This window comes from Priestia sp. 10L35 (assembly GCF_056395685.1).
In genome coordinates this window covers 832,743-845,515 of record NZ_JBFTKA010000001.1, presented here as the reverse complement: position 1 = coordinate 845,515, position 12,773 = coordinate 832,743, and the positions used below count along the sequence as shown (strand labels likewise).

12 protein-coding genes are annotated in these 12,773 nt (G+C 38.2%); 1 reads left to right on the top strand and 11 read right to left on the bottom strand.

What is annotated here, in order from left to right:
- Nucleotides 1–8: 8 nt before the first annotated feature.
- The 6 genes from AC1DEF_RS04285 to ilvA all read right to left on the bottom strand — a co-directional run bounded on the left by AC1DEF_RS04285 (nt 9) and on the right by ilvA (nt 6,197).
- A complete protein-coding gene (locus AC1DEF_RS04285; protein ID WP_241771332.1) occupies nt 9–896 on the bottom strand; it encodes an SGNH/GDSL hydrolase family protein in 888 nt (295 codons plus the stop codon).
- Between the two features lie 233 nt (nt 897–1,129).
- Entirely contained in the window at nt 1,130–1,708 is a 579-nt protein-coding gene (locus tag AC1DEF_RS04280) for an SCO family protein (protein WP_043976610.1), read from the bottom strand.
- A gap of 24 nt (nt 1,709–1,732) precedes the next feature.
- A complete protein-coding gene (locus AC1DEF_RS04275) occupies nt 1,733–3,349 on the bottom strand; it encodes an ATP-binding protein (protein WP_097824467.1) in 1,617 nt (538 codons plus the stop codon).
- 150 nt (nt 3,350–3,499) lie between these two features.
- Nucleotides 3,500–4,342, bottom strand: a complete 843-nt coding sequence (locus AC1DEF_RS04270; protein ID WP_013058742.1) for a DegV family protein — start codon at nt 4,340–4,342, stop codon at nt 3,500–3,502.
- A 170-nt stretch (nt 4,343–4,512) separates the two neighbouring features.
- The gene (locus tag AC1DEF_RS04265; protein WP_013058743.1) at nt 4,513–4,764 is read right to left on the bottom strand and encodes a YpmP family protein; all 252 of its coding nucleotides are present in this window, start codon (nt 4,762–4,764) and stop codon (nt 4,513–4,515) included.
- A 161-nt stretch (nt 4,765–4,925) separates the two neighbouring features.
- Nucleotides 4,926–6,197 (bottom strand): threonine ammonia-lyase IlvA, encoded by a 1,272-nt coding sequence (gene ilvA, locus AC1DEF_RS04260; RefSeq protein WP_013084697.1) that lies wholly within the window; start codon nt 6,195–6,197, stop codon nt 4,926–4,928.
- 231 nt (nt 6,198–6,428) lie between these two features.
- On the opposite strand from ilvA, the gene AC1DEF_RS04255 reads away from it, so the two are divergent.
- Entirely contained in the window at nt 6,429–6,647 is a 219-nt protein-coding gene (locus tag AC1DEF_RS04255; protein ID WP_043976608.1) for a hypothetical protein, read from the top strand.
- Between the two features lie 272 nt (nt 6,648–6,919).
- Here the strand turns inward: AC1DEF_RS04255 and AC1DEF_RS04250 are convergent, their stop codons facing one another.
- The 5 genes from AC1DEF_RS04250 to AC1DEF_RS04230 form a co-directional block, all read right to left on the bottom strand.
- The gene (locus tag AC1DEF_RS04250) at nt 6,920–7,405 is read right to left on the bottom strand and encodes a dihydrofolate reductase (protein ID WP_043976607.1); all 486 of its coding nucleotides are present in this window, start codon (nt 7,403–7,405) and stop codon (nt 6,920–6,922) included.
- A complete protein-coding gene (locus tag AC1DEF_RS04245; RefSeq protein WP_013058746.1) occupies nt 7,402–8,196 on the bottom strand; it encodes a thymidylate synthase in 795 nt (264 codons plus the stop codon). Before AC1DEF_RS04245 ends, AC1DEF_RS04250 begins: the two co-directional genes overlap by 4 nt.
- Nucleotides 8,197–8,626: 430 nt before the next feature.
- On the bottom strand, nt 8,627–9,529 hold the full coding sequence (gene purU, locus AC1DEF_RS04240; RefSeq protein WP_042991947.1) for a formyltetrahydrofolate deformylase: 903 nt from the start codon (nt 9,527–9,529) through the stop codon (nt 8,627–8,629).
- 284 nt (nt 9,530–9,813) lie between these two features.
- Nucleotides 9,814–11,619 (bottom strand): IucA/IucC family protein, encoded by a 1,806-nt coding sequence (locus AC1DEF_RS04235; RefSeq protein WP_097824468.1) that lies wholly within the window; start codon nt 11,617–11,619, stop codon nt 9,814–9,816.
- Nucleotides 11,616–12,773, bottom strand: a complete 1,158-nt coding sequence (locus AC1DEF_RS04230; RefSeq protein ID WP_097824469.1) for an MFS transporter — start codon at nt 12,771–12,773, stop codon at nt 11,616–11,618. The genes AC1DEF_RS04235 and AC1DEF_RS04230 overlap by 4 nt, the downstream gene beginning before the upstream one ends.

Here is a 12,773-nt window from a genome sequence, read left to right as displayed (position 1 = left end):
CAATCTCCTTACTCGTTCCCACTCTCTTTCGTGTTTTTCTCTTTTTCATCAGATGTAACTTCTTTTGCTGTTTCCTTTTTCTGATCTCCAACGAGAGGATCTTCTTCCTCCATTGATTTACTAATGCGTTCAGCCATTAGTTTGTACCCTTTTTTATTAGGGTGAAACTCGTCTTTCCCTAATAAATTTACGTCAGAATCATAAAAAATATCATCAATTTTTACATAACTTACATTATCATATTGAGAAGCAATTTTCTCGCTTGCCGCATTCCATTCATTAATAACGACATTAATTTCTTTCACATCACTTAACGATTTAAAGAATGGATTATAAAAACCAATTAAATAAATATGAGCATTAGGATTAAGCTTACGTATACGTGAAAACACGTCATTTAGACGTTTTTCATATTTTGACTGCTGTGATTCAAACGTCTTAATTGAGATATTGTAAAAGTAATCTCTTACCACTTTCATCACGTCATTGCCGCCAATCGTCAAGAAAACGATGTCTGCTCTTGATACTTCAGCTGCTACTCCCGGCTGATTTAACCTCGCTAATAGCTGATCCGTCCGGTTTCCTCTTTTGCCTAGATTCTCTGTTCGTACATTTTGCACTTCATTTTGTTTAGAAAGGTATTTAGTTAAGTATGGTACATAACCGCCTTTTTTAGACTCATCTCCTACTCCTTCTGTTAATGAGTCACCAATGGCTACAATATCTAAATCTACAGGAAAAAAGCCTTTCGGAATATGCTTTTTAGGTGTTAAATCCACTTCTTTCTGAACGGCTTCTTCTTTATTGTCCGTTGGCAAAAAAGTCGTCGTCGAACAGCTCGCTAACACCACCGCACTCATACTGCTTATCACTATACTTTTCCATTTTCTCATCATAACACCTACTAACTATGCTGTATTCTCGCTGTCACAAGCAATACTGCTTACCGCTCTGAATAACTATATCTTTATATCTTATCATACTATGTCAAGTTGATATTTTACTACGTTTCTTATATATAGTATATGTAAAAAAAAGGATAAGCATGTTTCTTTCATAAAAATATCCGCTAACACATCACTATAAAGATAGCTGTGTTTGGCGGATATTTTTGACGGATTTATAGCTCTTACTGAAGGGTTTTGATATCTTTTATCATATCTTCATAAGGAGGATCAGTCACTCCCTGATAAGATTTTTGAACGACTCCATCTTTGTCAATTAGAAAAAAATCCGTACCGTGAATAACCTGCGGATTTTCTTGCGGCTTTTTCACAATCGTTTTAAATTGGTCCAGCGCAAACTTTTCAATTTCCGCTTGTTTATAACCCGTTAAGAAATCCCAATTCGAAAAATCAGCACCAAATTTAGTCGCATAGTCCTTCATTTTCGGTGGAGTGTCCACTTCAGGGTCTACGCTAAATGAAACAAAGCGAACGTCCAGCCCTTCATCCTTGGCCATTTTTTGTAATTTAGCCATATGAGCCGTCATTGGGGGACATACGGTTTCGCAGCTTGTGAAGATAAAGTTAGCTACCCAAACGTTCCCTTTCAGCTGACTTAGCCCTACTTTCTTTTGATCTTGGTTAACATAAGAAAAAGAGTCCATCTTCCAATTGAGAGGATTTTCTATTTTGGAACCACAGGCTGTTAACATCATACAACTAATGAGCAGTAAAAAAGACAATTTATAAGACCAGCTTTTCATATGTTCCTCCTGCACGGTTAAAGTTTAGTCATAGCTAGGGAAAATCAAGGTAAACGTTGAACCTTTTCCTGGTATGCTTTCCACTTCAATTCTTCCATTCATTTGTTCGACCAGTTGATAAGACACCATCAGACCAATCCCTGTTCCTTTTTCTTTTAAAGAATAAAATGCTGTTCCCAGCCGGTTCACTTGTTCACTGGTCATGCCTATACCAGTATCTTCAATTTGAATATGTACTTGCCCTTCTCGCTTGTAAAGCCCTACTCGAAGCGTTCCTCCAGCTCTCATGGCTTCAATTCCATTTTTCATAATATTAAGCAGAACTTGATTCAATTCGTTTCGGCTGCCGCGAACATACATCTCTTCTTTTGCGTCTAATTCTATGAGTATATTATTTGTTAACAAAGCATAAGAAGATAATAAGTCTACTAAGCTTGTAATACACTCCAAGCAGTTAATAAAACGATGCTGATGAACATCCGGCTTGGCTAAAGATAAATAGTCATGAATAATCGCTTCCGCTCTGTCCATTTCGTTAATCATAAGATGAATGTAACTTAATTCAGTGTTTGAAAGCTTTGTGTTATCTTGAAAAAGCTGTAAAAACCCTTTTACCACCGTCATAGGATTTCGAATTTCATGGGCTACAGAAGCAGCTAATTGACCAATTGCATTCATTTTCTCTGCTCGCTGCAATTCCTTTTGCATCCTCGTTTTTTCCATAATAACTTCTAATTCATCAATCGCTTTAGCAATTCCATCTTTTGAATGACTGAAATTCGTTTCTACGTTCAGCTGTTCTTTTGTTGCTGACACTTGTTGAAAAAGCTGCTGAAGCCGCTCTGCCATTTCATTAAATCTTGTGTGTACATTCCCTAACTCAGAATCATTTTCATGTGTCAGTTTCACATCAAACTTCCCTTGACTTACTGCTTGAATTCCTTCTACTAATTCTCCTAGGGGCGACATTAATCGCCTTAGTCCCCAGTCTTGAATAACAATAATGAAGGTAAACAAAATCGTAAATGCAACGATCAAAGCCACAATTAAACGTTTTTGATAGATATAGATAGCGCTTGCATCTATATCTACACCAAGAATAGCCACGACTTTTCCGGAGCTGTTTGTAATAGGCGATAAAACGGTTATCCACGTCCCGAATTCGTCTTTGTATGTAGATGTTACGATATTCTTCTTTTCTTGTTCTGCTTGCTTAAATGATTTGTAAAATTCTTCTCCTCCATAATAAATCATGGATGGCTCTAGTGATTGCTTAATTTTCTTATTCGCTGTTACGATAATCTTATTTCCATGCGACTTGAATTTTTCGGTCGTCATAATATATCCCTGCAAGTACGACGGATGCAATTGGTAAATCTTTCTGAACTGCTTTTCTAGCTCGTCTTTTTCAGGAATCGTCCCGTTCCTTGAATCCACTGCTGCTATTACGTCTTGTTTAGATAAAGACTCCCTCCATAAATCGGCCATAATTAACGCGTGCTGCGTTAGTGTCTCTTTTGCCATCTTTTTTTGAACTTGATAGCTAATGGCTAAAGAAATGACTCCAAGGGCAACTATAATTAAAGTAGAAAATAAAACCGTTTTGTTAAACACACTCAAATTTCGAATATATTTTTTCATCGGTATACTCCGGATTCAAAAGAATAGTAACCAGCACAGCATTCGCTGGTAGAAAGTTGATTCTATTATATCACACGTTTGTCCACTTCTCTTTCCTCTTTTTCCAAAAAAGAGAAAGCCAAAAAAGTGACTTGCAAAAAGCAACCCACTTTATTCAGCAAAATACATAAAACCAATTGCACCAATACCTGTATGCGTTGAAATAATAGGCGTCGTATCTTCAATCGAAAATTGCGTATAGCCCCTTGCCTTCACAATTGATTCTTTTAACTTAGAGGCGAGTCCAAATCCATCTGCATGTACAAGCCCTACTCCTTTAATACTTTTTCCTTCTGTATGCTCTTCGAACTGTTTCGTTAAAAACTTAACAATTTGAGAATGGCTGCGCACTTTAGCAACAGGAGTATATACTCCGTCAGCTAGAGAAGCAATTGGCTTAATATTTAAAAGAGAACCGATCAATCCTTTTCCTCGTCCAATACGTCCACCTTTAACCAAATTTTCAAGCGTATCAACTACGACAAAAAGATTCGTATTTTGACGCACCTCTTCCAAGCGCGTGATAATTTCTTCTACTGTGTGCCCATCTTCAATCATTTTCACCGCTTCAAAGACTTGAAACGAAAGAGCTTTTGTAATGTACATAGAATCAACAACGGTGATGTTTCCTTCTACCATTTGAGCCGCGCTTTCAGCTGCTCGAACAGTTCCGCTCATTCCCCCAGTCATATGAATCGAAATGACGTCATACCCTTCACTAACTAATCGTTCATATACTTCAACAAAAGAACCAATAGCTGGCTGAGAGCTTTTTGGTAATTCTTTTGAATTTTTCATTTTTTCAATAAAATCTGTCGGCGTTAATTCCACGCGATCTAAATACGTTTCATTATCAATGTTAATACATAAAGGTATCATCTCAATACCGTATTTTTCAGCTTCTTCCAACGTTAAATCAATTGTTGAATCCGTTACCACTTTAATTTTCGCCATGTGTTCACCCCTATAAGATGCATTGCAGACTAGTATAACATGAACACTTACAACAATATAGTTATAATAGAATGCAAGTTTTGCTAATTCGTAAAACGCATGTTCAACCTTTTATATCAACAAAAAAAAGTTGACTCTGCTGAAATATTCAGAAAAGTCAACTTTTACGTTTATGCATTATGTTTTAATACATGAGACTTAAAGAGCTGTTCGTAATCTTTCCATTTCAACACGCGTTTTAAATATTCTTGAAACGAGTAGGTTTGCTTCGGAACTGATTCGTTCGTGATTTGTCTAATAAATAAATCAAGTTTTGCAGATAACATGAACCGAAACGTGCTATTTTCCTCTAAAACTGGAATTTCAGTAATTTTTACTTTTTGACCACTGACATGTTTAAATTCAAGGCTTTTTAATAGCAAGGCGATCAACCCTCTTTTTACCCGTTTATTTTATTATAATGCTTCAGGCACTTTCTGTCTTGATAAAATAAAAAGAAAACACAAATATTTTTTAAAATAAAAATGCTTCATCAACTTATTCGACAGTTGATGAAGCATTCCTTTTTAAAATGAGCTTCTATTTAAATAAATAAGTGAAACAAGTTGCTTTCTTTATTAATTTCTGTGTAAGGGAATCCTTTTTTATCCATACGATTAATCAGTGGATAATAATCTTCTTTATGCTTGAGCTCAATTCCCACAAGTGCTGGTCCGCTGTCTTTGTTATTCTTTTTCGTATACTCAAAGCGCGAAATATCGTCTGTCGGTCCAAGCACTTCGTCTAGAAACTCACGAAGAGCTCCTGCGCGTTGAGGAAAATTAACGATAAAATAATGCTGTAATCCTTCATAAATCATTGAACGTTCTTTGATTTCTTGCATACGTCCAATGTCATTGTTTCCTCCGCTGATGACGCAAACAACCGTTTTTCCTTTAATTTGCTCACGGTATGAGTCAAGAGCAGCAATCGAAAGAGCTCCTGCTGGTTCTGCTACAATCGCATTTTCATTGTATAGAGATAAAATGGTTGTACAAACCTTGCCTTCAGGAACAACTACAATATCGTCCACAAGCTCTTTACTGATGTCGTACGGAAGCGTTCCAACTGTTTTAACAGCTGCTCCGTCTACAAATGGATCGATTGCCGGTAGCGTCACTACATTTCCATTTGCTAAAGATGTCTGCATGCCAGGCGCGCCTGCTGGTTCTACCCCAATCACAGCTGTTTGAGGCGAGATGCTTTTTACGTATGTGCCGACACCGGAAATTAATCCGCCCCCGCCGATACCCGCAAATACGTAGTCAATTTCATCTTCACAGTCATTGAACATTTCAACGGCTACTGTACCCTGTCCTGCAATAACGTCTACATCATTAAATGGGTGGATAAATGTTCGATGTTCTTCTTCACTGCATGCAATAGCTTGTTCATAAGAATCATCAAACGTATCTCCGATTAGTACGACCTTTACGTTATCTTTGCCTAAAAATTTCACTTGATTAATTTTTTGGCGCGGCGTTGTGCTCGGCATAAAGATTTTACCATCGATATTTAAATGACGGCACGCATATGCTACACCTTGTGCGTGGTTTCCTGCACTTGCACAGGCAATTCCATTTTCTAATTCTTCTGGGGATAACTTTTTGATTCGATTGTACGCACCGCGAATTTTAAATGAGCGCACCACCTGTAAATCCTCACGTTTTAAATAGATATTACATTCATATCGTTCAGACAAAACGTCATTACGCTGTAGTGGTGTATGCACAACAACATCTTTAATCAATTGATTTGCAATCATGATGTCCTCTAAATGTACGTGTTTTGTTCGATTATCTACTTGTTGTTTCATAACCAACTTCCTTCCTCTTCTACCATTATTAATTTGTACATTATATCACAAAAAATTTAGAAAAATCATTATTTTTCATTAATAATAACTAAAAAAACTTTTCCAACTATTTTACTGTCCACATACTTTACATATGTTTAGCAAACGCTAAATAGACTTACAAAATTGCCCATACTTTCTACATGCAGCTGATGCGATAACAGGTATAAATTAAGAAAGGTTGTGGAATAAATGGAGTTTTCGCTTCAAAGTCATGAAAGTGCCGTTCCGTGCGAAATAGTTGCAGATGAAGAAAACGGTAGATACATGCTTCGCAAAGCAGATACGAGCGGAGAAGTTTTTAATACACCAAGCGAGCTGATTCAATGGATTGAAGCTAACTGGAGCCCTGAACAGTTTGTGAGCCCAGCGGCTTTTCACGAAATGATAAAGCAATTAAAATCAATATAAAAAGAGATTGAAACATAACGAAATCAATCTAAAGACGAATAAACGGAGTATAGAAGCTAGCTAATAGGAGGTGCTTGTTACACCGCATTTGATTTCCATGCGAGACTTCGCTTTCCGCGGGCGGTGAGCCTCCAATCAACTGCTAAAAGCACCTACATACATGAAATCTACCTTCACCCTCATAATGAAAAGATCCGAACGATTCAACGTTCGGATCTTTCTTCGACTAACATACTTTGTACCAGACTCGCGTTTTTTATAAACAAAAGAGCTCAGCTTCGCTCGTATAAGGTAAAATAATACGTGTAGGGATTTTTTTCATCTTTAATTCCTTGCTGCTTCGAAATAACTTTCCATTCGCTCAAATCAATCGAAGGAAAATGTGTATCTCCTTCAAAGGATTCTTCAATATGCGTAATATAAAGTCGATTTGCAACGTCTAATGTTTGCTCATACAGAGTAGCTCCGCCAATCACGAAGAGCTCGTCTTCTTTTTCAGCATCTAATGCTTCTAGTTCCTCAACTGAATGAATAACGGTTGCTCCTTCTTGCTGATAATCTTTTTGACGCGTAAGAACCACATTTTCGCGATTAGGAAGCGGCCGTCCAATTGATTCAAATGTTTTTCTTCCCATTACAATCGTATGACTCGTTGTGATGCGCTTGAAATACTTCAAATCTTCCGGAAGGCGCCATGGCAAATCATTCTCTTTACCGATCAGCCTGTTTTGATCCATTGCGACAATGAGGGAAATCATACGCTCACAGCTCCTTTGATGTGAGGATGCGCATTATAGTCTACTAACTCAAAGTCTTCAAATTTAAAGTCAAAAATTGATTTTACGTCTGGATTGATTTTCATTTTTGGCAAAGCATGAGGCTCACGCGTTAACTGCAGGTTTACTTGTTCAATGTGATTGCTGTAAATATGCGCATCGCCAAACGTATGAACAAAATCACCTGGCTCTAAATCACACACTTGTGCCACCATCATTGTAAGCAGCGCATATGAAGCAATATTAAACGGTACGCCTAGGAAAATATCAGCTGAGCGCTGATACAATTGACAAGACAATTTGCCGTCCGCTACGTAAAACTGAAATAAGCAGTGACACGGCGGTAAAGCCATATTGTCTACATCAGACACATTCCAGGCGCTTACCATTAAGCGGCGAGAATCAGGGTTGTTTTTAATTTGATTGATAACATTGGTAATTTGATCAATTTTTTCTCCGTCCGGCGTTGGCCATGAACGCCACTGATGCCCATACACAGGGCCAAGCTCGCCGTTTTCATCCGCCCATTCATTCCAAATGCGCACGCCGTTATCTTGTAAATACTTAACGTTTGTATCTCCTTGTAAAAACCAAAGCAATTCATGAATAATTGATTTTAAATGAAGTTTTTTTGTCGTTAATACCGGGAAACCTTCTTGTAAATTAAAACGCATTTGATAGCCAAATGTGCTAATTGTACCTGTTCCTGTCCGATCTTCTTTTTTTGTTCCATTTGCTAACACATGCTCGCAAAGTTCAAGATATTGTTTCACTTCCGACACTTCCTTTATTAAAAAGTCCTTTTCTATTGTATAAGTGTTCACGAGCTAAGTAAACAACTAAATCTCAGCTCATGCGGAAAAGTTTTTTATCATTTAGATACGCAATTCCCCTAGAAAAACAAGAATGAGACCTAACAAAATCAATTAAATAATCGCTTATGACACCGCGGTTGATCTCCGTGCAAGACTTGGCCGATGAGCCTCCTCGTCGCTTACACTTGCGGGGTCTCATCTGTTCCGCTTTTCCCGGAGGAGTCTTCGCCTTGCCTCCAATCAACCGCTAGAAGCAACTAAACAGATGAAATCTACGTTTACCATGACCATAAAAAAATCCGAACGAATTTCATTCTCTTTCAAGAATCTCGATTCATCGTTCGGATCTTCCTTCGGCTAAACTACTTTTTCAACAGCTTAGTCTTTGTTAATTGAATACAATTGTGCGGTTTTCATGCACTAAAATGCGGTCTTCTAAGTGCCATTTCACAGCACGTGCGAGCACCGTACGTTCAATTAAGCGGCCTTTTTTCTTTAAGTCATCCGCATCATCACGGTGGTTCACGCGTTCAATATCTTGTTCAATAATTGGTCCTTCATCCAAGTCGTCTGTTACATAGTGAGACGTAGCACCAATTAATTTTACACCTCGTTGATATGCGCGTTCATATGGACGTGCTCCAATGAATGCCGGTAAAAATGAATGGTGAATATTAATGATACGATACGGATTTTCCGCCACAAAAGTCGGCGTTAAAATTTGCATATAACGCGCCAAAATAATCACGTCAATATTATAATCTTTTAATACCTGCAGCTGTTTGGCTTCTGCTTCTTGGCGAATGTCTTTTGTCGCCGGTATATGCTTAAACGGTATACCGAATGATTCAACCACTTCGCGCGCATCTTCGTGATTGCTCACAACGACAGCGATGTCTGTCATCAAATCTCCGCTTTCCCATGCCCACAGCAGCTCTAGTAGACAATGAGGCTCTTTTGACACAAAAATAGCTGTTTTTTTCAAATTATGAGCATATGTAAACTGCCAGTTCATTGAAAACGTATCGGCAATTTTTTTGAAGCTTTCTTCTAGCTTTGCTTCTTTAGCTAATAAATCCTCACATTCAAATTCGAAACGGATAAAAAACATACCCCCTTCATGGTTCGTTGAATGTTGACTTGATTCTACAATATTTGCACCGTGCTCATGTAAAAACGTAGACACAGCGGCTACAATACCCGGTTTGTCCGGACAGCTAATTAGCAGCCGACCGCGATTTTTATATTTCTCTTTATATGAAGTTAAATGTTTTTGAATATGCGATTTCATGTAATTCCCTCTCTTTTTTTAAATATACAGACAATTGTACCATTATCCTTGTAGCGATGCGACATTGAAATAAGACTTTGACAAAAGAAAGCCGAAACGTTTGCTTCAGCTTGTGTACTTGTTGTTCTAACATCTACTCCATCAAATCGTTCATTCACTCACCTTTACGTTCTACACATACCTAAAATGAGTGTTTCCTAAAGTGCTGCAGCTCATCCCCTTCGCTTCCTGCTTTTGAATTAACCATAAAAAAGCCGCTAAACAACACCAGCGGCTTTTCCTTATTATTGAACAGCTTTTTCACTCACCTCATGCAAGGCATTCCGTACCTTTCCATATTCGCTTGCGTGAGGACGATCTCCGTCATCTTCGTATCCGTAATCAAACATTCGATTTCGATTTAACGTTAATTTCGTAATGGTTGGACGTAATAAATCAAACAATTCAAATCGTTTTTTTAAATGTGGAAATGATGCTTGATAATGTAAAATTTCTGCTCGTACACTTTTCCAAAAGTCCGCTTCTTCTACGCCTTCATGCTCTTCTAAAATAGTCGCTAAATAGCGGAAGTGACAAACAAATAACCCTGTTAAAATAAACTGCGTCAGTCCTTCCGGCTCTTCGCTGCGCAGCACTTCTTTTAATTCAAAAGATAGCTGCTGCAGTTCTTCAAACGGCTGATCGCTAATATTCACGTCATCTACAAAATCTTTCATAATAATTCGAACGGGCTTGTTGTTTTTAAGCACCAATACCGTATTTTGACCGTGCGGAGAAAATACAGTACCGTATTGATACAAATAATGAAGAAGCGGCGGCAACACAGCTCTGGTTAACGCATCAATCCACTCGGCAGGAGTTAAGCCCGACTTTTCTATATACGACGAAACTAAAGCTTTCCCTTTACTGTCAACATGTAAAAGCGCAGCTAGCGTAATCGCATGCTCTCCTTCTTCTAACTCTTGATAGATGCTTTCACGCCAAACGACTCCCAGCATTTCTAAATACTGATAAGGCGCGTTTTTAATAGAAGCAAACGTTGGCTGAGTTACGTTTAACGTAGCCACTTCACCTAAAAGTCCTACTTTGCACGTATCTTTTAAAAACGCATCGCGATCTCGTATGCCTTTTATGTGCTGAGTTACTTGAGGAGCAATTACCGTCCGCTCACTTGGAAGGCCTCTGTACACAAGCGTATTTAATATACTCATGGGAAGCTTTACATGATATTTACCTCGGTTTGTTGTATTCACAAATGTACGAATCGACTGCTGAGGAAAATATTGATCTTCACCTTCTCCTAACGGAATAATTAAATCATTTGCAATGTATTCAGCGAATAAAGGAACAATCACGTTCATCCACTGCCATTCATGGACGGGAATATAGTAATAGTTCGCTGCTAAAAGGTCTTGGCTTGTTAATTCTTTTTCAAATTCAGCTAGCGTCTCACCGCTTAGCTCCTGTTTCATAACATCATCGAAGCCGAGGGTATCTAATGAATGAAAAGAAGAAATTTGCTTCGCTACAGCAATCCATGAAAGCTGAATTTTTTGTTTTTGCTCAGGTGCAAACCGCAGATAATCATCATAGCCAAATCCGATACGCCCTTTGTTGTATGTAATCCAAGGATGTCCCGTCATTTCACCTTCTAGCTCCGCATAATCCATACCTGCTAATTCATCAGCTGATTTTCGATTTTGCAAATGCACGTCTGCTATTAATGTATGAAAATATTCTTTTGCTAAGTGACCTGCGGTTGAGCTAGACATTCCTTTGTCTTCAGATAAGCTAATTAACAGCTGCAAGGCCTCCGAAAATGTAGGGGTTGACGCTTTAGATGTCAGCTTAATACTTTCTGGCAGTACAGAAAAACTGTCAAACAATCGCTGTTTCGCTTGATATGTATACGTAACGCCTCGGTGGTCTTCCCATCGATACGTGGCAAGCGCCCCCTGCTTTTGCAGCTGTTTTGGCTCAATAATATTTTCATACATGAATTCCTGCAGCATTTTAGCTAAAAGCTGGCGATTTGCTTTTTCCCATGATTGCTTATTAAATACGGAAAGATTCGTTTCTTTGATTTTCATCCTTCATTCTCCTTTACTTGTCTTAGAATAGGGATTGTTTTATTGCGCAGCGGCATTACAGCGCTAGCAGCTAGCAAAGCAGCGGCACCAACTGCTAAAGGAAGCGCTAAATTTACTTTGCTGATTTCTAGTGCTAAAAGCGGTGCAATCAGCAGGGCAATATTTTGAACAGCAATAAGCCAGCTGTAATAGTAAGCAGCTCCTTCTTTGCTTTTTTGAAATAAATAGATATCAAGTATAACCATGCTGAAATAAAACCCGGCTCCATATAAAATTCGACTTATAATAAACATGCTGAGATGATCGGCATATGCTTGCAAACATAGCAGTAAAGCACTAGCACCCGTTACGCTATAAAAAAGCGGTATAACTTTTCCATTAAATAGCTTTGTAGGTATCGCAAGCTTTAAGACGATCGCCATAATGCTCGGCATCACATATAACAAAGCGCTGCCTTGACTGCTCATGCCATATGTGTCGCTTGTAAACAATGTAAAATAAGGGCGAATGACATTGTGTCCAAGGTGAAAAAAGAAAATAGCCAGCAAATAGAAAAAAATAGGCTCGTTTATACTTTGAGTGTACGCTGGTGTTTTTTCTTTTTTAAAAGATGAAGCTTTTCTTGTTACGAGCCATACGGCCAGTACCATATCAGCTAAAGCAAAGTATTGATATACTTTAAGCGGCATTTCCCATGCAATAATCGCACTTCCAAACAAGCTAGCGACAATAATAGCCGTATGAACAATAAATACATAGGTTGTTGCAGCACTTGCCTTTTTCTGTCCATTTTTCATGCCGCCTACTAAATATGGGTATAAAAGATATAAACTGCTTTGAAACACAAGTAATACTAACGAAGTGGCTAAAAACCCATAAAAAGTAGAAACTTCACTCAGAATGACTTTAACTAAGGCTGTCATTAGAAGTGACGCTACGATTATATGTTTTACTTTCCACTTCTTAAGCAGCATTCCCCATAAAGGAGTCATAACAATGACCACAATCCGGCAGCAAATAATAAAAAAAGACGTCATTGCAACTCCATCTACATGGAAAGCACTTGTAAAATACTGCGGATAAAATGGTGATAATAACACTTCCGACGTCATGGTCATAAATAAACAGATAAAAACAAAGCGCGGAGAAATCAT

Excerpts from the sequence above, each read along its gene's own strand:
- AC1DEF_RS04285 (WP_241771332.1), bottom strand. The coding sequence starts at position 896 with ATGATGAGAAAATGGAAAAGTATAGTGATAAGCAGTATGAGTGCGGTG.
- AC1DEF_RS04280 (WP_043976610.1), bottom strand. The coding sequence starts at position 1,708 with ATGAAAAGCTGGTCTTATAAATTGTCTTTTTTACTGCTCATTAGTTGT.
- AC1DEF_RS04275 (WP_097824467.1), bottom strand. The coding sequence starts at position 3,349 with ATGAAAAAATATATTCGAAATTTGAGTGTGTTTAACAAAACGGTTTTA.
- AC1DEF_RS04270 (WP_013058742.1), bottom strand. The coding sequence starts at position 4,342 with ATGGCGAAAATTAAAGTGGTAACGGATTCAACAATTGATTTAACGTTG.
- ilvA (WP_013084697.1), bottom strand. The coding sequence starts at position 6,197 with ATGAAACAACAAGTAGATAATCGAACAAAACACGTACATTTAGAGGAC.
- AC1DEF_RS04255 (WP_043976608.1), top strand. The coding sequence starts at position 6,429 with ATGGAGTTTTCGCTTCAAAGTCATGAAAGTGCCGTTCCGTGCGAAATA.
- AC1DEF_RS04250 (WP_043976607.1), bottom strand. The coding sequence starts at position 7,405 with ATGATTTCCCTCATTGTCGCAATGGATCAAAACAGGCTGATCGGTAAA.
- purU (WP_042991947.1), bottom strand. The coding sequence starts at position 9,529 with ATGAAATCGCATATTCAAAAACATTTAACTTCATATAAAGAGAAATAT.
- AC1DEF_RS04235 (WP_097824468.1), bottom strand. The coding sequence starts at position 11,619 with ATGAAAATCAAAGAAACGAATCTTTCCGTATTTAATAAGCAATCATGG.
- AC1DEF_RS04230 (WP_097824469.1), bottom strand. The coding sequence starts at position 12,773 with ATGATTTCTCCGCGCTTTGTTTTTATCTGTTTATTTATGACCATGACG.